Annotated in this window: 17 protein-coding genes; all 17 read left to right on the forward strand. The window is 58.4% G+C overall.

The features are described 5' to 3' along the window. Window positions 1-149 precede the first annotated feature (149 nt). The 17 genes from C5L12_RS03755 to flhA all read left to right on the forward strand — a co-directional run bounded on the left by C5L12_RS03755 (window position 150) and on the right by flhA (window position 18,834). Window positions 150-1,421, forward strand: coding sequence for a flagellin N-terminal helical domain-containing protein (locus tag C5L12_RS03755; RefSeq protein ID WP_105370662.1), 1,272 nt, complete (start codon window positions 150-152; stop codon window positions 1,419-1,421). A 253-nt stretch (window positions 1,422-1,674) separates the two neighbouring features. Next, on the forward strand, window positions 1,675-2,943 hold the full coding sequence (locus tag C5L12_RS03760; protein WP_105370663.1) for a flagellin N-terminal helical domain-containing protein: 1,269 nt from the start codon (window positions 1,675-1,677) through the stop codon (window positions 2,941-2,943). Window positions 2,944-3,272: 329 nt separating this feature from the next. Continuing rightward, window positions 3,273-4,556 carry a flagellin N-terminal helical domain-containing protein gene (locus C5L12_RS03765; protein WP_105370664.1) on the forward strand — a complete coding sequence of 428 codons (1,284 nt, stop codon included), beginning with the start codon at window positions 3,273-3,275 and terminating at the stop codon, window positions 4,554-4,556. A gap of 258 nt (window positions 4,557-4,814) precedes the next feature. After that, window positions 4,815-5,456, forward strand: a complete 642-nt coding sequence (locus C5L12_RS03770) for a hypothetical protein (RefSeq protein WP_105370665.1) — start codon at window positions 4,815-4,817, stop codon at window positions 5,454-5,456. After that, window positions 5,453-6,721: a MotB family protein gene (locus C5L12_RS03775; protein ID WP_105370666.1), complete on the forward strand. Its 1,269-nt coding sequence runs from the start codon at window positions 5,453-5,455 to the stop codon at window positions 6,719-6,721. The genes C5L12_RS03770 and C5L12_RS03775 overlap by 4 nt, the downstream gene beginning before the upstream one ends. Window position 6,722: 1 nt before the next feature. Beyond that, window positions 6,723-7,997: a chemotaxis protein MotC gene (motC, locus tag C5L12_RS03780; protein ID WP_105370667.1), complete on the forward strand. Its 1,275-nt coding sequence runs from the start codon at window positions 6,723-6,725 to the stop codon at window positions 7,995-7,997. Then, on the forward strand, window positions 7,994-9,454 hold the full coding sequence (locus tag C5L12_RS03785; protein ID WP_105370668.1) for a flagellar hook-length control protein FliK: 1,461 nt from the start codon (window positions 7,994-7,996) through the stop codon (window positions 9,452-9,454). Before motC ends, C5L12_RS03785 begins: the two co-directional genes overlap by 4 nt. Continuing rightward, window positions 9,387-10,052, forward strand: a complete 666-nt coding sequence (locus C5L12_RS03790) for a transglycosylase SLT domain-containing protein (protein WP_105370735.1) — start codon at window positions 9,387-9,389, stop codon at window positions 10,050-10,052. Before C5L12_RS03785 ends, C5L12_RS03790 begins: the two co-directional genes overlap by 68 nt. A 270-nt stretch (window positions 10,053-10,322) precedes the next feature. Beyond that, window positions 10,323-10,994, forward strand: a complete 672-nt coding sequence (gene rem / locus C5L12_RS03795) for a transcriptional activator Rem (protein ID WP_105370669.1) — start codon at window positions 10,323-10,325, stop codon at window positions 10,992-10,994. A gap of 106 nt (window positions 10,995-11,100) precedes the next feature. Further along, the gene (locus C5L12_RS03800; protein WP_105370670.1) at window positions 11,101-12,402 is read left to right on the forward strand and encodes a flagellar hook protein FlgE; all 1,302 of its coding nucleotides are present in this window, start codon (window positions 11,101-11,103) and stop codon (window positions 12,400-12,402) included. Between the two features lie 46 nt (window positions 12,403-12,448). Further along, a complete protein-coding gene (flgK, locus tag C5L12_RS03805) occupies window positions 12,449-13,921 on the forward strand; it encodes a flagellar hook-associated protein FlgK (protein WP_105370671.1) in 1,473 nt (490 codons plus the stop codon). A 2-nt stretch (window positions 13,922-13,923) separates the two neighbouring features. After that, a complete protein-coding gene (locus C5L12_RS03810; protein WP_105370672.1) occupies window positions 13,924-15,027 on the forward strand; it encodes a flagellar hook-associated family protein in 1,104 nt (367 codons plus the stop codon). Window positions 15,028-15,062: 35 nt separating this feature from the next. Further along, window positions 15,063-15,410 (forward strand): flagellar biosynthesis regulator FlaF, encoded by a 348-nt coding sequence (flaF, locus tag C5L12_RS03815; RefSeq protein WP_105370673.1) that lies wholly within the window; start codon window positions 15,063-15,065, stop codon window positions 15,408-15,410. Further along, window positions 15,407-15,856, forward strand: coding sequence for a flagellar biosynthesis repressor FlbT (flbT, locus tag C5L12_RS03820; RefSeq protein WP_105370674.1), 450 nt, complete (start codon window positions 15,407-15,409; stop codon window positions 15,854-15,856). The genes flaF and flbT overlap by 4 nt, the downstream gene beginning before the upstream one ends. Continuing rightward, complete coding sequence (gene flgD / locus C5L12_RS03825; protein WP_105370675.1) at window positions 15,847-16,332, forward strand: flagellar hook assembly protein FlgD; 486 nt, start codon at window positions 15,847-15,849, stop codon at window positions 16,330-16,332. Before flbT ends, flgD begins: the two co-directional genes overlap by 10 nt. Before the next feature lie 29 nt (window positions 16,333-16,361). Further along, entirely contained in the window at window positions 16,362-16,628 is a 267-nt protein-coding gene (gene fliQ, locus C5L12_RS03830; protein ID WP_105370676.1) for a flagellar biosynthesis protein FliQ, read from the forward strand. 118 nt (window positions 16,629-16,746) lie between these two features. After that, window positions 16,747-18,834: a flagellar biosynthesis protein FlhA gene (gene flhA, locus C5L12_RS03835; protein ID WP_105370677.1), complete on the forward strand. Its 2,088-nt coding sequence runs from the start codon at window positions 16,747-16,749 to the stop codon at window positions 18,832-18,834. Window positions 18,835-18,885: the final 51 nt, after the last annotated feature.

The raw sequence follows: 18,885 nt of genomic DNA on the forward strand, positions 1-18,885 counted from the left end.
TCATTAACTATATTGAGGTTACCTAGAGCCATCGAAACGGTGAGTTAACCAAACAAATTAACTGGTTAGCAAGCATGATGCTGCCCTCCGTTCCCCGGTGTTTCCGGAATGTCCCTTTTCGTAATCAGCCACTCAAGGGGCACTCATAAATGACTAGCATTCTCACCAACATTGCAGCCATGTCTGCACTCCAGACCCTGCGCTCGCTCAGCTCCGACATGGAGAAGACGCAGGCTCACGTTTCCTCCGGTCTGCGCGTCGGTTCTGCTTCCGACAACGCTGCTTACTGGTCGATCGCAACCACCATGCGTTCGGACAACGGCGCTCTCTCTGCCGTCCAGGACGCTCTCGGCCTCGGCGCCGCTAAGGTCGACACCGCTTATGCCGCCATGGAATCGGCGATCGACGTCGTCCAGGAAATCAAGAACAAGCTCGTTGCCGCTTCCGAACCGGGCGTCGACAAGTCCAAGGTCCAGGAAGAAATCACGCAGCTGCAGCAGCAGCTGAAGAGCATCACCTCTTCGGCTTCCTTCTCCGGTGAAAACTGGCTGCAGGCCGACATCAGCGGCAAGACCAACGCTGTTACCGGCATTGTCTACGCTTCCGACGACATCAACAAGCAGATCGTCGGTTCCTTCACCCGCGATGCCGAAGGCAACGTTTCGGTCAAGACCGTCAATGTTGTGCTCAACGAAACGAACATTCTGTTCGACCTTTCCGGTGGTGACGCCGGCATCCTCGACGCCAACGCTCTGAAGGGCATGCGTCAGGTTCAGGACTCCCTCGGTGCCGATCGTTACGCCAAGGTCAACACTGCGGCCTTGAACGACACCTCTGCTGTCTGGAGAGACATCGGCGGCGACGTATGGCAGAAGGGCAATACGCTCGGCGTCTACAGCGACGGTTCGAACGGCACCTACCTGATGAAGGTCGGCGGCGGCTTTGTCGATGCAGTCTTCAGCGCAACGGCCAACGAATATCAGGTCAACACCAACGCCCTGATCGCCACCAACGCTTCGATCACGCTCACCTCGGGTCTGTCGGTTTCCGAACTCGACATCACCAAGCTTGACGACTACCGCAAGGCCGGTGACACCAAGAACCTCGGCATGGGCGACGGCACCAACGTCTCCGACGAGCAGCTCATGGACTACCTGATCTCCTTCACGGACGGTCAGCTCGAGAAGATGACGAGCGCTGCTGCAAAGCTCGGCTCCATCTCCATGCGTATCGGCATGCAGGAAGACTTCGTCTCCAAGCTCTCCGACTCGATCGACAGCGGTGTCGGCCGCCTCGTCGACGCCGAAATGAACGAAGAGTCCACCAAGCTCAAGGCCCTGCAGACCCAGCAGCAGCTGGCGATCCAGTCGCTTTCGATTGCCAACTCGGACTCGCAGAACATCCTGTCGCTCTTCCGTTAATCGGAAAAGCAACAGAAGCTTATCGCTTGAAAGGCCGCGCCCTCCGGGGCGCGGTTTTTTTTATATGTTCTCCATTTTTTATTAACTTCGGTAAAGACGGTTTAACCTTTGTTAACCATTTGCCCCTTAACTGGGCTCATCGAAACGAAGGGTTAACCAAGACGAAAAAGAGGTTAACAGGCATCAGGCCGAGCCTTCGTTCACCGGTGAAATCCGGAATGTCCCTTTCTTCTAGCCAATCAAGGGGCACAAGATGACCAGCATTCTTACGAATACCGCAGCTATGGCTGCACTCCAGACCCTCCGCTCGCTCGGCGTCGACATGGAAGATACGCAGAAGCGCGTTTCCACCGGCCTGCGCGTCGGAACCGCTTCCGACAACGCCGCCTACTGGTCGATTGCGACCACCATGCGTTCGGACAACGGTGCACTTTCTGCCGTCCAGGACGCTCTCGGTCTCGGCGCTGCCAAGGTCGACACCGCTTACGCCGCCATGGAAACCGTCGTCGACGTCGTCACCGAGATCAAGAGCAAGCTCGTTGCCGCCTCCGAAGCCGGTGTCGACAAGTCGAAGATCCAGTCGGAAATTTCTCAGCTGCAGGACCAGCTCCGGAGCATTGCTTCTTCCGCTTCCTTCTCCGGTGAGAACTGGCTGCAGGCGGATATCGGTGGCCGCACCAATGCCACGACCGGCGAGATCTATGCGAGCGATCCGGTTCTCAAGCAGGTGATCGGTTCGTTCACTCGCGACGCCAACGGTAATGTTGCCGTGCAGCCTATCCCGATCAAGCTCGACGAAACCACGGTTCTCTTCGACCTTTCCGGCGGTGACGCAGGCCTACTCGACGCCAACATGCTCAAGGGTTTCCGCGATGTTCAGGATACTCTCGGCAACGATCGCTACGCCAGGATCAACACAAATGCGATGAGCGACACCACTGCCAAGTGGGTGGAAATCGGCGGCAATGTCTGGGCGAAGGCCGATACCAGCGGAAACCTGCTGAGCGGCACCAACGCGGACTACCTGATCAAGATTGGCGGCGGCTTCGTCGACGCTGTCTACAACGGCACGGCCGGCGGCTACGACATCGACACGAACGCCCTCGTCGCCACCAATGCGTCGATCACCTACACCAAGGGGGTTTCGGTCTCCGAACTGGACATCACCACGCTCGACGACTATCGCAACAGCGCGTCTGCGACCTACCTCGGCATGGGCACGGACGTCGATGACGCCTTCATCATGGATGCCCTGATTTCCTTCGTCGACGCCCAGCTTGAAGCGCTCACCAGCACGACGGCAAAGCTCGGCTCGATCTCGATGCGCATCGAAATGCAGGAGGACTTCGTCTCCAAGCTCACCGACTCCATCGATAGCGGCATCGGCCGTCTCGTGGATGCGGACATGAACGAGGAATCGACCAGGCTCAAGGCCCTGCAGACCCAGCAGCAGCTTGCGATCCAGTCGCTCTCGATCGCCAACACCAATTCCGAGAATATTCTGTCGCTCTTCCGTCAGTAAGCGGCGCTCTTGGCTAGGAGCGGTTCGTCCCGCTCTGACACGGCAGCAGCAATATTCAGGAAAGAAAACCGCGTCTCGAAGGAGGCGCGGTTTTTCCCATTTCGCCGTGTGGCTTGCGCGAAACCTGCACGACCGTCGGGCGAAGGCCTCGACGGCGCTTTAACAGCTTGCCAATTCAGGATTGCCTTTGATAACTGTCGCGTTAACGATTTGTTAAGAACGACAGGCCGCCCCCATCACTGATGTGGAGAGGCGGTAAGCATGATGCCTCTCGTCGTTTCCGGTGAACTACTCCGGATCCCTCAGAATATCTGACCGAGGCACGGCCAATGACGAGTATCCTGACCAATACTGCCGCGATGGCGGCACTGCAGACCCTGCGCGGAATCGACCGCAACATGGAAATCACCCAGGCAAGGGTGTCTTCCGGCATGCGGGTTCAGACGGCTGCAGACAATGCGGCCTATTGGTCTATTGCCACGACGATGCGTTCCGACAACCACGCACTGTCGACGATTCAAGACGCGCTTGGACTCGGTGCGGCAAAGGTGGATACCGCCTATGCCGCAATGGAAAGCGCCATCGATACGGTCATGGAAATCAAATCCAAGATCGTCGCTGCCTATGGCGTCGGCGCCAACCGCAACAAGATCCAGGAAGAAATCACCCAGCTTCAGGAGCAGTTGAAGAGTATTGCCGATTCCGCCACCTTCTCCGGCGAGAACTGGCTCCAGGACTATGTCAGCGATGGCGGCACCAATGCCCAGGAAAAGCCAGTCGTAAAACAGGTGGTTGCGTCGTTTACCCGAACCGCATCGGGTGAAGTCGCCGTCAAGACCGTCGATTATACGTTGGATTCGAGCACCGTTCTATTCGATCTGAACGGCGGAAAGATTGGTATTCTTGATTCCTCCGTCCGCTTTGTGGCCGAAACCGAGACGGCCGTCACCGTCGTCACCACGAATGCCGGTGTCTCGACCGAAGCAGACTACGCCGTTCCATTCTTCACCGAAAGCCAGTTGACCGCATTGGGTGCCGACACCAACGTTGCCGACGCGCGCATCTATACGGTGGGTGGCAACTCCTACATGAAAGTTGCCGAGGGCCAGTGGGCCCGGGTCACGACGACAGACCCTGCCACGGCACCGGCAGTCACAACTCCTGTTCACCAGAATGGGGGTACGAGTTACTACTTCGTTGTTTTACCCGCCAATAACCTCGACAATCGTAAGCTCGATATTTCGGTCGTATCCGTAAATCTGGACAAGTTGGCCGATGTTGCGTCACAGATGAACACGATGGTGCCGGGTTCTGCTCCCGATAATGAAGCTGTGCTCGACATGCTGGAACGGTTCCTGGACAAGCAGCTCCTGGCGATGACCAGCGCGGCGTCCAGTCTCGGTTCGATCCAGAAGCGTATCGACCTGCAGGAAGGTTTCGTCGCCTCCCTGACGGACGTGATCGACAAGGGTGTCGGCCGTCTGGTGGATGCGGACATGAACGAGGAATCGACCCGCCTCAAGGCGCTCCAGACCCAGCAGCAACTCGGCATACAGTCGCTCCAGATCGCCAATACCAACGCCGAAAACATTCTCCAGCTGTTCCGGCAGTAATACGTCGCGATCGATCCGTTTGATGTCTCGCCGAGCCGGTCGTTTGAGGTTGACGCGATGCGCCATCTTCATCCTCGCGCAAGTTTGATTGCCTACCGTTTCGCTACGATCCGGAGGATTTTGCGAGATCCTGCTGCGGATGAATGAACAGCAACTTTATCGGGATGATACGATGATTGCAGCGGCGACATTTGGCTTCTTCCGCCCGCTCATGACGAGCGGCGCGCGAAGGAGCGTGGCAGTGGGGGGAGTGTCCCGATGAGCGCTTCTCTCGCACGCTACCTGAAGGACTTCAGTGAACCGCAGTCCCTTCCCTTGCCGTTGATGGCGGATGGTTTTGCTGGCAGCCTCGACGAAGATCTGGCGCTTCCCGCTGTGGTTGAAGCCCCCGTAGATATCGAGGCCGAACGCGCGGAAGCCTATTCAAGGGGTCACGAGGCGGCGTCTGAGGAATTGCAGCAGCGTTTCGAGGAGGAGCGTCAGGCGCTTATCGCAGCGCATGCCGAAGAGATTGCGGCACTTCGCGAAAGATATGAGGCTGAAGCCGCGGCCTCGATCGCTGCCGGACTTCAGGAAATCGCCGCGGCTACAGCCCAGGCGGTCAGCGACCAGACGGCGGGAATTCTGGCGCCGCTTCTCGACGAAGCGTTGGTCGCCAAAGCGGTTTCGGATATGGCCGACCTCCTCAGAGATGCCGTGCTCGAAGGTGATGTCGGAACGGTCAACGTTCGTGGACCGCTGCATCTGTTCGAAAAGCTCAAGGCCGCACTGGGCGCATCCGCGCCTCTTCTGCGCCATGTTGAAGCGCCCGATCTGGATATCTCGGTTGATATCGGTGAGTCGGCGCTTGTGACTCGCATGTCGGCGTGGTCCGCAAGTCTGAAGAAAGTACTGGCATGAGCGAAGCCGAGAACCACCATCACGGCAAGAACGAAGTCGTCATCGTCAAGAGACATGGCGGCGGGCACGACGACGGCCATCATGGCGGTGCCTGGAAGATCGCCTATGCCGACTTCATGACCGCGATGATGGCATTTTTCCTCGTCATGTGGCTGGTCAATGCCGCCAACGAGGAAACGAAGGCCTCGATGGCGAGCTATTTCAACCCCATAAAGCTCTCGGACGAGACGCCGGCCGAGAAAGGGCTCGAGAAGCCCGTCGATGCGGCAGAGGGACAGGAGAGCGGCGAGCGTTCGCGGGTCAAGGCGGATGCGGACGTGCAGGGGTCGGCGGCCGCGACCGGCGAAGATATGACGTCGACTTCCGGCGACGAACCAAACTATTCCGAAGCAGACTTCTTTGAAAATCCCTATTCGGTTCTCGCCGAGATCGCCCAGGAAGTAGGCCAGCAGGCCAATGTCAGCGCGAAAGGTGAGGGTGGCGCAAGCGAGTCCGGCCCTGCGACCGGAGCCGACGGCGGTGAAGCCTATCGCGACCCGTTCGATCCGGATTTCTGGACGCGGCAAATCGAGGTTGCGCGTGCTGACAGTTCCGACAAGTCTGTGAAGGGAAGCCCGGTCGAAGGTCCGACCGCGGAAGCTGTTCAAACTGCAACTCAACAGGATGCGGGCGTGCCGCCGACAGAAATGGCTGTTGCGCTACCCACGCCACGGCCAGATCCGACGCAACTCGACAAGACCCAGGCCGATAAATCCGAGAAAGCCGAGCCCGGAGAACCCCTCAAGAGCTCCAAGGCGGAAGAAGAGGCCGCCGAGAAGCTTCGCGAGGAAATCCAAAAGCAGATTTCGGGCGTCGCAGGTAAGCTTGCCGAGGGGCTGGTCGTGACCCCGGCAGAGGGTGGCCTGCTCGTCACCATTTCTGATCAGGCCGATGATCCGATGTTCAACGTCGGCTCTGCCGTGCCTCGTCGGGAAATGGTTCTGGCGATGGAAAAGCTCGGGCAGATCCTCAAGGATCGCAAAGGCAGCGTCATCGTTCGCGGCCATACCGACGGCCGCCAGTTCAAAGGTGGCCAGAACGACAACTGGCGCCTTTCGATGGCCCGCGCCCATAGCGCTTATTACATGCTGGTGCACGGCGGGCTGACTGAAGACCGCGTCAAGCAGGTCTCGGGTTTTGCCGACAGGCGGCTTCAGGTGGCCGATGATCCCCTTGCCGCCGCGAACCGCCGCATTGAAATCCTGCTCCAGGCGGACGAGGGATAATATGGCGCTTGCGGGCATACGGTCCCTGTTGACGGCTGCTCTGGTCCTGGGCTCAGCTCTTACGCATCCGGCGTTTGCGCAGGACCGTATCGAGCTGCCGCCCTACGCCATGCTTCGTTCGCTCCAGTTCGTGCAGGATTCCGTTGTCCTCGGCGATCACTCCGCTGCGGAGATGCAGCGCTTCATGCTTGCCACGATCGACCAGCGCTTGAGAACCGCCGACCCCTCGGTCTTCGAGGATCCGCGCAATGTCGATGCCGCCTTGATCTATGCCATGAGCGGCGGCAATCCCGAAACGCTCGAATATCTCGCCTCGCGCGACATCGCCGGCAATTTCGACAATCGCGTGGCGGAGGCTCTCCGAAAATATCTCAGCGGCAAGGGCACTCTGGTCGCAAAGAGCCTGGGAGAGATGACCAGGGAATACCGCGACGAGAAGCTCGGCCCCTACCTCGCTTTGGTCAGCGGCAATGTGGCGGTTGTGAATGATCCGAAGGCAGCACTCGGATTTTACGATTGGGCACGGTTGACGGCGCCCGGTACCATCATAGAGGAAGCTGCTCTTCGCCGTTCGGTGGCCATTACGGTCGACGCCAATATGGTGAAAGAGGCGCTTTCCTATTCGCGCCGATACGCCCGTCGTTTCGTTCATTCCCCCTATGCCAGTCAATTCGCCGATTTCTTCGTGCAGCTTGTCGTTTCCCATTTCGGTGCGATCACGGAAAATGACGTAGACGGGGCGATCGAGTTTATGGATGCAGACCGTCGCCGGGAGGTCTTCCTCAGGATTGCCCGCGCAGCCGCCATCGCCGGCAATAACGATCTTGCTCGCCTCGCCTCCACAAAAGCCGAAGCACTGGCGGGAAATCCCGTGCCCGAGGCACTCGCGCGGCTCTACGGCGGGCTCGCCGGCATTCCGACGAATGATGTTCATGCAGCCATGAAGGCCATAAGCGACGTCCCCGAAGAGACGCTTTCGGTCCGTGACAAGGCCCTGCGCCGAGCGGCAAAAACGATTGCCGAACAGGTCGTTAGCAAGCCGGAAGAGGAAAGCTTCGCACAAGACGAAGCAATCAAAGTGACCACCACAGAAGACGCGAAATCCCCAGTCGCGTTGCCCAGAAATGAGATCGCTGGGCCTGCCTCCGCCTCGGAAAATCCGACGGCCGGCACCGCTGTCAAATTCGATCCGGCCTTCCAGACATACGTCGATAGTGGTCGTTCGAAATTGAATGCTATCGATGAAATGCTGATGGAGGAGAGTCCGTCCAAATGATTACCGACATTCTGGGTGGCAAGACCGGCGCAGCCGATGCGGCTTCGTCGGCAAAACAAGCTGTCGCCGGCCGAAAGGGCGCCGATGCATCACCGAACGGCTTCTCCGACGCCCTTTCGGGTTTGGATCAAGACGTGCCTTCTCAGCGCCATGGCGACATGTCGGATGACGGGGAGCCTGCTGAGGGTGATCGCGTGGCCGCTGGTGAAAAGCCCGCAACGCGCAAACCCATCATCGACCTCCGCCCCGAAAGCCTTCGGCGCACGCTGGAGAGAAGCGAAAGCGTGCTCGATGCGGTGAGCAAGGTTGCTACGGCAAATGATGAAAAGCAGCTGACGCCGGCGGAGAAGAAGCTTCGCGATGCGCTCGTCACCGCCAAGGCCATTGTCCGAAAATCGGATGAACTGGCCGCCGCCCGCAAACCCGACGGCAAGAGCGAACAGGCTGAGCCTGAAGAGGCAGACCCAGGTCTCGATCTCTCCATTCTGGATGCCGACGACAGCAAGATTGCCGACGTCTTGTCGTTGTTGGGCGGCGAGGTAGCCGCGAGTGAACTTCAGGCCGCGATGCCGAAGAACACGGCGGGGTCTCAGGGCAAGCGGCAGAAGGGTGCGGAAGATCGTGCCGAGGCTGCTGGGATTAGCGGCGTTGACGAAACCAGACGCTTCAGTTTGGCGGCCAGCGCGTCCTCGGATCCGCTTTCGATGCCGACTGATGGCGAGACGAGCGTTCCCGGGACCGGCCAGTTCCGCTTCACCAATGCCCGCGGTGACGGCCAGAGCCTCAATATGACCGTTGACGAGCGTAGCGGCGAGCGTCCGACCGTGGAATTCAAGGCTTCATCGAATGGAGCTGCCGAGAACGTCACCGTACTCGAGTCGCGACGGTTCCTGGGCCTCGCACAAAATTCGAACAGTGCCAATCTCACGGCGATGCTTTCAGGCAATTCCGAATGGGCGGCGGCGATGCATCCGAGCTCCGAGCTCTCCAACATCGCGGCGCAGACCAGCACCGGTACGGTGGTCAATACGCTCAAGCTGCAGATGAACCCGCATGATCTGGGATCGGTGACGGCCATGCTGAGGCTTCATGGGGAAGCGCTGAACGTGCACCTCACCGTCGAGACGCGAGCCGCCTACATGCAGCTCAGCGAAGACAGCAGCGGTATCCTCGACGCACTTCGCGCCCAGGGCTTTGCCGTCGAACAGGTAACCATCAGCATTGCTCCAACAGCGGATTCGGAAGCCGCCGGCGGCCAACAGGGGCAGCAAGGTCAGGCAGGTCCGCAGGCCCAGGCTGACGGCGGTCGGCAGGGCTCTGCCGCCGGACGCGGCCAGGAGCAGACGGGAAACCGCCAATCGGCTGAGCCAGGAGCGAGGAATACGAATGATGCGGCTTCGGACAGCACGGCAGGTGCGCCTTCTGGCAGCGCTCGCCCTGGCGATCTCTACCTCTGAGGCGCCCGCCGGATCTCTTTTCAGCGCATCCACGCAGGTTGCTCCTCGGGCTCCGACAGCAGCCAGCGCGCCGGTCTTTCCCCGGGCTCCGGTTAACCCCGGAGCTTGCGAGCGCGAGATTCAAGCTGCGGCGGCCAAGTATGGGATCCCGGAAGGCATTCTCTACTCGGTCGGACTGACCGAGACGGGACGCAAAGGGAGCCTCAGCCCGTTCGCTATGAACGTGGAAGGCAAAGCCTATTTTTCTGCCTCCCAGCAGGAGGCTATCACCGCCTTTTATGCGGCAAAGCGACAGGGGATGAAGTTGATCGACATCGGTTGCATGCAGATCAATCATCATTTCCACGGCGAGAACTTCTCGTCTCCAGAAGAGATGTTCGATCCGAGGCGCAATGTGGAGTATGCGGCAAAGTTCCTGCGCAACCTGCACGACCGTCATGAGACATGGACAATGGCGGTAGCAAGATACCACGCCGGACCTAACAATGATCCTGCTCAGAAGAGATATGTCTGCCGTGTGATCAGCAATCTGGTCGCCACAGGGTACGGAAACTGGACGACCAACGCCTCTCGCTTCTGCAATAACCCCGCAACCTGAGGGCGAGCGCCTCGCGAAAAGAATCGCAAAATTGTGCGGTTGACGAAATATGGCGAAAATGGCAGCGCAAGCACTTCTTGAAGAGGTGTTAATTTTTCCACTAAAAATTTGTGCCGCAAAAGTGCCTACCCACTATATCTAGTGCAAATCGCACGCCAATGGTTAATCAACTATTAATTTGTTTGGTTAATTTCACACAGCTTGTCTCCGATTCCCGCGATTCGTACCCATAGGTCAATCGAGGTACCACAACTGATTCGGAGGCGGCGAATGATCGTAGTGGTTGATGAGCGTGAGCTCGTGAAAGACGGATACACTTCTCTTTTTGGACGCGAAGGAATTCCGTCCACGGGGTTTGATCCAAAAGAATTCGGCGAATGGGTCAATACGGCAGCTGATGCGGACATCGCGGCGGTCGAGGCCTTTCTGATCGGTCAGGGCGAGCGGACGCTTGAACTGCCGCGGGCAATCCGGGACCGGTCCATGGCGCCGGTGATCGCAGTCAGCGACGCTCCGTCCCTGGAAGCAACCCTTGCCTTCTTCGATAGCGGCGTCGATGACGTGGTGCGTAAGCCGGTCCATCCCCGCGAAATCCTGGCACGTGCGGCAGCAATCCGCCGTCGTCTGAAGGCAATCGCGAACTTCACCGATATCGGTCCCATCCGGGTATTCTCCGATGGTCGTGACCCGGAAATCGAAGGCGAAGTTTTCGCACTTCCGCGCCGCGAGCGGCGCATTCTGGAATACCTGGTCTCCAACCGTGGCCGGCGTGTTTCCAAGACGCAGATTTTCAATGCCATCTACGGCATCTTCGACGAGGAAGTCGAAGAGAACGTCGTCGAAAGCCATATCAGCAAGCTGCGCAAGAAACTGCGTAAGAAGCTCGGCTTCGATCCGGTCGATTCCAAGCGTTTCCTTGGCTATTGCATCGACTGGAACTGATATTTCAGAAGGGCCTTGCCGCTTATTTTCAGCGGACACGGAAAGCAGACAGCTTCACGCAAGGCCCGCATCCTACTCTCTCCATCAGATAAAGCGGAGATTTCCTATGAGCATTTTCGGCACGATGAAAACGGCCGTCTCTGGTATGAATGCCCAGGCCAATCGCCTCGGCACGGTAGGCGATAACATCGCCAATTCGAGCACAGCCGGTTACAAGCGTGCATCAACGGCATTCTCTTCGTTGGTTCTGCCCTCCACCCAGGGTTCCTATTCGTCGGGCGGTGTGGAAACCAATGTCCGCTACAGCATCGCCGAACAGGGCGGTATCCAGTACACAACGTCGAACACCGATCTTGCCATCCAGGGCGAAGGCTTCTTCATCGTCAGCGACCAGAATGGCTCTCCCTATCTGACCCGCGCCGGCGCCTTCCAGAAGGATGCCAACGGCTACCTCGTCAACACTGCCGGTTATCAGCTGATGGGCTATCCCTACGGCTCGAACCCGCCGGCCGCTGTCGTCAACGGCTTCAATGGTCTCGAAGCGATCAACATCAATGACTTTGGTCTGGTTTCTTCGCCATCCAGCCAGGGCAGCTTCCCGGCCAACCTGGACAAGGAAGCCGACGCGGTCGCCGTCGTTGCAAATCGTCCAAGCGCGAACACCGCCACCGCGGTCATAACCAACAAGAGCTCGCTCACCGCCTATGATCATGCCGGTGCCAAGGTCCTGTACGATTTCTACTACACCAAGACCGCTACCAATACCTGGGAAGTCAGCGTCTATCGTCAGGATCAGTCTACGAACGGCGGCTTCCCATACGCAGCTACCGCAACGGCTCCGACGCTCGTGCAGCAGACGGTGACGTTGGTGTTCGATCCGAACACCAACAAGCTGAAGACGACTGCACCGGCCTCGCCTACATCCCTCACCATCACCGATCCCAACGATGGTGCGACCCCGGCGCAAACAATCAATATCGATATGTCCGACATGACGCAGTTTGCCAGCGACTTCACGCCTGGCAAGGGCATCATCGACGGCAATGCGCCGAGCCCGATCACAGACGTCGAGATTGGTGGTGATGGTCTTGTCACGGCGGTCTATCAGGATGGGGGCCGTCGCCCGATCTACCAGGTCGCTTTGGCCACGGTTCCGGCGATTGACAAGATGCTGCCTCAGAACGGCAACGTTTATCTGCCGACCAATGACTCCGGCGTCGTCACCATTGGCTTCCCGCAAAGCGGCTCTTTCGGCCAGGTTTATTCTGGTGCTCTGGAAAGCTCCAACGTCGATATCGCCAGCGAGCTCACCGAGATGATCGAATCGCAGCGCGTCTACACGGCGAACTCCAAAGTATTTCAGACCGGCTCAGACTTGATGGACGTCCTCATCAACCTGAAGAGATAACCGGACGGGACGATCGAGAGAATAAGTCTCAAGAGGTTAGTAAAAAATGTCGCTTGCATCAGCATTGTCCACGGCGCAGTCCATCTTCACCAACTCCGGCACGCAGTCCGGTGTGGTGTCGAAGAACATTGCCAATGCACAGAACCCGGATTACGTCCGCCGCTCCGCGGTGGTCGTGACCGGCGGCAACGGGGCGGTGATCGACGAGATCGTTCGGGCCCAGAACTCTCCGCTCCTGCGCCAGACGATCGAGAGCTCTTCAGTTGCAAGCGGCCAGGCGACACTTCTGGCTGGTCTCACCGAGATCAAGAACCTGATGGGGGGCAACGACAACGAGATTTCCCCCGCCAAACTCATTACCGCGTTTCGTAACAATTTGGACGCGTTTGCCTCCAAGGCAAACGATACCGGCCTGGGTGGCGCCGTCATTTCCACCGCGCAGGATCTTGCGAACGGTCTGAACACCGCGGCCGACAAGCTTCAGCAGATTCGCAAGGACGCCGACGACCAGATCAAGCAGGACGTCGATACGCTGAACGCTTTGCTTGCCAAGTTCGAGGCGGTCAACAATCAGGTCAAGAACGCGACCGCGAGCGGCGCTGACGCAAACGACGCTCTCGATGAGCGCGATGGGCTTCTCAAGAAGATTTCCGAAATCGTCGGCGTAACCTCCTACGTCCGCGGCGACAACGACATGGTGCTCTACACCTCGGCAGGCGTGACGCTGTTCGAGGCCGTGCCCCGCAAGGTTACCTTCCAGGCGACCGCGGCTTTCGATGCCTCCACGGTCGGAAACGGCGTCTATATCGACGGAGTGGCGCTGAAGCCGGGTGTGTCCGGCAATACAACAGCCAAAGGATCGCTCCAGGCGCTGATGCAGGTCCGCGACACGGTCGCCCCGATATTCCAGTGCCAACTTGACGAAATCGCAAGGGGACTGATCACCGTTTTTGCCGAGACCGGGCCAACCGGCGCCCTTGTTCCTCAGACCGGTCTCTTCACTTATAGGGATAGTGCCGGGGTTCAGCAGACCGCCATTCCGGCTGCAGGCACCATCGTCTCGGGGATCGCATCGCGAATTTTCGTCAATCCGATCGTCGTTCCTCCTGCGGGCACACCCGACAAACTGCGTGATGGCGGCATCAACGGCGTTGCTTACGTTGTCAACACCAGCGGCGGCAGCAGCTACGCCGACCTGTTGGACAAGTATAATGAAAGCCTCGAAGGACCGTTGACCTTCGATACCAACACGGAAATCGCGGACGCTCCGGACCTTCTTTCCTTCGCCGCAGATTCCATGGGTTGGTTGGAACAACTTCGCAGTACAGCAACGGCCTCCGATGAGACCAAGACCGCACTTTTGACCCGCACGTTGGAGGCCTATTCCAGCAGCACGGGCGTCAGTCTCGACGAGGAACTGTCGCTGCTGCTTGATATCGAACAGTCTTACAAGGCCGGCACCAAGCTGATGGCGACGGTCGACGAGATGATGCAGGCCCTGTTGGATATTGCGAGCTGATCATGAAGACCTCTTTCATTTCCACTTTGTCCATTCAGACGACCATGCGAAACGCCATTTCAGGCGTCCAGCGCGAGATGGTGAAAGCGAACCAGGAAGCCGTCACGCAGAAGCATGCGGATCTCGGCGTCGCGCTGGGAGCCAATACGTCCCGCGCCCTCGATCTGTCTCGCGACATCACCCGCATCGAATCGCTCTACAACACGGCAGCGCTCGCCACTCAGCGGCTGGAAAGCGCCGAACTGGCCCTGTCGAAGATGAACGAGCTGGGGCTCGATATCCAGGGCGCAATTCTGACCCTTGGCAACTCCACGGACGCGACGAGCCTCGCCACGGCCCGCACGACCATGCAGTCCGCCCTCGACGCCTTCACCAATTTTGCGAATACCTCGGTCCAGGGTGAGTATATCTTTGCCGGCATCAACACCGACGTGAAGCCGATGGAGGATTATTTCGCAGCAGGATCGCCCGCCAAGGCGGCATTCGATACCGAGCTGAACCACTACATGACGACAAACGGCATCGCGAGCCTGTCGGTCATGACAGAGACCGAGATGAATACCTTCCTCGACGACCTCGGGAAGAAGTTCGATGGCACCGCTCCACTCACCAGCCCGCCGCATCCGCTGGCTCTTGCCGGCCAGGATTTCTGGACGACCTTTTTCTCGGACGCCAGCGACGAAAACATGAAGAGCCGCATCAGCCAGAGCGAAGTGGTGGAAAGCTCCACCAACGCCAATAAGGCAGGCATGCGCAAGTTCGCCTTCGCCTCCATCGTGTCGCTGGAGCTGCTGCAGCCGAACATGGACGACAAGGCCCGCCAGGCGGTTGGCGCGCGGACACGGTCTGTCATCAGCGAAGCGATGAACGGTGTAGATAGTATTAACCAGCAGCGGACTACAATCGGTATTTATACCGAACGCGTCTCCAAGGCTGAGGAAAGGTTGCAGGCGCAGAAAGATATTCTGACGAAAGGCCTGATCGGCCTCGAGAATGTCGATCCGGAGGAAGCTGCAACTCGTCTCAACGCACTGAAGACGCTTCTGGAAACCGCATATACGGTAACGGCAAAGATACAGCAGTTGAGCCTTGCCAACTTCCTTTGATGACTAAAGGAAGGCTCATGAAGAAGGATACATGAATGTACCAGTTTTCATATGCCGAGATCATGGAGGATGGCGTTGCAAACGCCAAGGATCGTGAACGGCAGGCCCTCGATCGTTCGATCGAATTGTTGGCGGCGGCCCGCGACGATGGGCATTATACGCGCACGACGGTCGAGGCTCTCTTTTATACCCGGCGTGTGTGGATCAGGTTCATTGAGGACCTGAAACAACCGGACAACGAATTGGCGACGGAACTGCGCGCCGACCTGATCTCTATCGCTATCTGGATATTGAAGGAATGCGAAAAGATCCGGAAACGCGAGTCGACGAATTTCCAGGGCATTATAGACGTGACCACCATCATCAGGGATGGACTTAAATGAAAAGTACGCTTCGCATCTCTCTGAAGTCCGGCGAAAGGATCTTCATCAACGGCGCCGTGCTGCGCGTTGATCGAAAGGTCGCGCTGGAATTCCTCAACGACGTCACGTTCTTGCTGGAAAACCACGTTCTTCAGCCGGAGGATGCGACCACGCCGCTCAGGCAGCTCTACTTCATAGCTCAGATGATGCTGATCAACCCCGAAGGCAAGGAGCAGTCGATGACGCTGTTCCGCAAATCGGTGGCCATGCTGCTGACCTGCTTCCATGACGATGAGGTGTTGGCGGAACTGAAGCGGATTGACGGCATGGTCGCGTCAGGCCGCGCCTTCGATGCACTCAAAGCGATCCGCGCCCTCTATCCGGTGGAAGACCGCATTCTGAACAATCAGGAAATCGCGCCGGCAACCGTCGAACGCATCCGCAAGGAGATCGCGCCATGGCGGTAGATCCAATTTCCTCGGCAACCGCCAATCCTTGGGCGAATGCGGGTTCGTCGACAAATGCCTCCGATAAGGCCAGCCTCAACTACAACAACTTCCTGCAGCTCCTAATTGCGCAGATGAAGTATCAGGATCCGACCGATCCGATGGATGCGAGCGAACAGATCGCCCAGCTCGCAACGTTCTCGCAGGTCGAACAGTCGATCCAGACGAATACCCACCTGAAGAGCATGCTTCAGGCGGAAGCCCTGACCCGCGCCACCGACCTCATCGGCAAATATGTCAAGAGCGCCGACGACACGATGACCGGCAAGGTCAAGGAAGTCGAAGTCTACGCAGATGGCGTCGTTGCCATCACCGACAAGAACGAAAAGATCCTGCTCCAGGCCGGCGTCGTGTTTTCCGACACGCCATTGACGGCCGGCACCAAGGATACGACCGACGGCTCGACGGATAACGACGATACCGATAAAAGTAGCTGATCGAGTCACACGCGAATCGGACGAGCGCGATGAATGAGGCGGATGCCCTTGATATCATGCAGGCGGCTATCTGGACGGTCCTGATCGCCTCCGGTCCGGCCGTGCTGGTAGCCATGGTCGTGGGTGTGGCGATCGCCTTTCTCCAGGCACTGACGCAGATCCAGGAAATGACGCTGACATTCGTACCGAAGATCGTTGCCATCCTGGTAACGATCGGCATCACCGCGCCATTCATCGGTAGCCAGATCAATCTTTTTGCCAATCTGGTTTTTTCGAGGGTCCAGTCCGGTTTCTGACCGGCTGCATCCGCTTTCGGTTTGCCGCCCCACCTTCGCGCAAGCTTCGCCGTTTAGTCATGACGTGAAACTGGCAGGAGCATGTCCTGCCGCCATCTCATGAAGAGACGGGACCTCCATGGCGCAACCACCTGCTTTATCCATTCCGAAGGTAACCCCGAGCGGCCGCGATGTCGGCTTTGCTCTCGGCATCGTCGCCATCCTCTGTATCCTGTTCCTGCCGATACCGCCGTTCCTGATCGACGTGGGGCTGGCATTTTCGATCGCCTTCTCGGTGCTGATCCTGATGGTCTCGCTGTGGATCCAGCGGCCGTTGGATTTCTCCTCCTTCCCGACCATCTTGCTGATCGCCACCATGGTGCGTTTGTCGCTGAATATCGCGACGACGCGCGTGATCCTCTCACATGGGCATGAAGGCCACGGGGCGGCAGGCAATGTCATCCAGGGGTTCTCCAGCCTCGTCATGTCGGGCGATTTCGTCATCGGCGTGATCGTCTTCATGATCCTGGTAACGGTGAACTTCATCGTCATCACCAAGGGTGCTACCCGTATCGCGGAAGTCGGCGCCCGCTTCACCCTCGACGCCATTCCCGGCAAGCAGATGTCGATCGACGCTGACCTGTCGGCGGGCATCATTGATGAAAAAGAGGCGCAGCGCCGCCGCTCGGAGCTCGAGGAAGAAAGCTCCTTCTTCGGTGCCATGGACGGTGCGTCCAAATTTGTGCGCGGCGATGCGATCGCCGGTCTCATCATCACCGCGATCAATATTTTCGGCGGCGTCATCATCGGCTACTTCCGCCACGGGATGGAAATCGGCGAGGCGGCGGACGTTTTCGTCAAGCTGTCGGTTGGCGACGGTATCGTATCCCAGATCCCGGCACTCATCGTTTCGCTTGCAGCAGGCCTTCTGGTCACCCGCGGCGGTACGGCAGGATCGACCGACAAGGCCGTCGTCGATCAGCTGGCTGGTTATCCGCGCGCTCTTTCAGTGTCTGCCGGCCTTATGGCGCTTCTCGCCATTGTTCCCGGCCTGCCGCTTTTGCCATTCATGACGCTCGGTGCTCTTATGGGCTTCGGCGCCTGGCTCGTGCCGCGGCGCATCGAGGCGGAAAACAAGGCTCGTCGTGAAGACGAGGAGAAGAAGGTTGTCCAGACCAAGGAAGCGGAGAAGGATTCCGTCAAGTCGGTCCTCAAGACTGCGGAAATCGAGCTCGCCCTCGGCAAGCAGGTTTCCACGCGTCTCCTCGGTGCCCATCAGGAACTCGCCTTCCGCGTCGGCAAGATGCGCAAGAAGTTCGCCACCCAGTATGGTTTCGTGGTCCCGGAGATCAAGGTTACCGACGATATCGCCATACCGGAAAAGTCCTATGGCATCCGCATTCACGGTACGACGATCGCTTCAAACACGCTGCGTGTCGGCGACGTCCTGGTGGTTACCGGATCGGGCCGCAAGCCGAGCATTCCGGGGGACGAAATCCGCGAACCAGCCTTCGGCATGCCGGCGGTTTCGATCCTGGAAACTTTTGCAGAAGACCTGAAACGCGAAGGCTTCCACCCGATCGACAACGTCTCGGTCGTGCTGACGCATCTGTCGGAGGTCATCCGCAACAATCTGCCGCAGCTTCTGTCCTATAAGGACGTCAAGATCCTGATCGAGCGTCTCGATCCGGAATACAAGAAGCTCGCCGACGAGATCTGTTCGTCGCATATGTCCTATTCGGGCCTCCAGGCGGTGCTCAAACTGTTGCTGGCCGAACGCGTGTCGATCCGCAACCTTCATCTCATTCTCGAAGCCGTGGCGGAACTTGCACCGCACGTCCGAAAGACCGAGCAGATCGTGGAGCACGTACGCGTGCGCATGGCGCAGCAACTGTGCGGCGATCTTGCAGACAATGGCGTGTTGCGCGTGCTCCGGCTCGGCAACAAGTGGGACATGCTCTTCCATCAAGCGCTCAAGCGCGATAACAAGGGCGAGGTTATCGAATTCGATATCGATCCGCGAACGCTCGAAGAGTTTAGCGAGCAGGCCACGAAGGTCATCCGCGAATTCATGGACCGCGGCCTGCCGTTTGTCCTCGTCACCTCGCCGGAGACCCGTTCCTATGTGCGCATGATCATCGAGCGGCTGTTCGCCACCTTGCCGGTCCTCTCCCATGTGGAGCTCGCCAAGGGGCTTGAGATCAAGATCCTCGGCGCCATTTCGTGAGGAAGCGTTTCGAGGCGGAACGTTTTATTCCGTCTCGAAAACCCTTAGACT

The sequence above is a fragment of the Neorhizobium huautlense genome (assembly GCF_002968575.1).
Classification (GTDB): Bacteria; Pseudomonadota; Alphaproteobacteria; order Rhizobiales; family Rhizobiaceae; genus Neorhizobium; species Neorhizobium huautlense.

Coding starts and splice junctions, on each gene's coding strand:
- flgD (WP_105370675.1), top strand. CDS start 15,847: ATGGCGGTAGATCCAATTTCCTCGGCAACCGCCAATCCTTGGGCGAAT.
- C5L12_RS03785 (WP_105370668.1), top strand. CDS start 7,994: ATGATTACCGACATTCTGGGTGGCAAGACCGGCGCAGCCGATGCGGCT.
- C5L12_RS03760 (WP_105370663.1), top strand. CDS start 1,675: ATGACCAGCATTCTTACGAATACCGCAGCTATGGCTGCACTCCAGACC.
- motC (WP_105370667.1), top strand. CDS start 6,723: ATGGCGCTTGCGGGCATACGGTCCCTGTTGACGGCTGCTCTGGTCCTG.
- C5L12_RS03755 (WP_105370662.1), top strand. CDS start 150: ATGACTAGCATTCTCACCAACATTGCAGCCATGTCTGCACTCCAGACC.
- rem (WP_105370669.1), top strand. CDS start 10,323: ATGATCGTAGTGGTTGATGAGCGTGAGCTCGTGAAAGACGGATACACT.
- C5L12_RS03800 (WP_105370670.1), top strand. CDS start 11,101: ATGAGCATTTTCGGCACGATGAAAACGGCCGTCTCTGGTATGAATGCC.
- C5L12_RS03810 (WP_105370672.1), top strand. CDS start 13,924: ATGAAGACCTCTTTCATTTCCACTTTGTCCATTCAGACGACCATGCGA.
- C5L12_RS03765 (WP_105370664.1), top strand. CDS start 3,273: ATGACGAGTATCCTGACCAATACTGCCGCGATGGCGGCACTGCAGACC.
- C5L12_RS03790 (WP_105370735.1), top strand. CDS start 9,387: ATGCGGCTTCGGACAGCACGGCAGGTGCGCCTTCTGGCAGCGCTCGCC.
- C5L12_RS03770 (WP_105370665.1), top strand. CDS start 4,815: ATGAGCGCTTCTCTCGCACGCTACCTGAAGGACTTCAGTGAACCGCAG.
- flgK (WP_105370671.1), top strand. CDS start 12,449: ATGTCGCTTGCATCAGCATTGTCCACGGCGCAGTCCATCTTCACCAAC.
- flaF (WP_105370673.1), top strand. CDS start 15,063: ATGTACCAGTTTTCATATGCCGAGATCATGGAGGATGGCGTTGCAAAC.
- fliQ (WP_105370676.1), top strand. CDS start 16,362: ATGAATGAGGCGGATGCCCTTGATATCATGCAGGCGGCTATCTGGACG.
- C5L12_RS03775 (WP_105370666.1), top strand. CDS start 5,453: ATGAGCGAAGCCGAGAACCACCATCACGGCAAGAACGAAGTCGTCATC.
- flbT (WP_105370674.1), top strand. CDS start 15,407: ATGAAAAGTACGCTTCGCATCTCTCTGAAGTCCGGCGAAAGGATCTTC.
- flhA (WP_105370677.1), top strand. CDS start 16,747: ATGGCGCAACCACCTGCTTTATCCATTCCGAAGGTAACCCCGAGCGGC.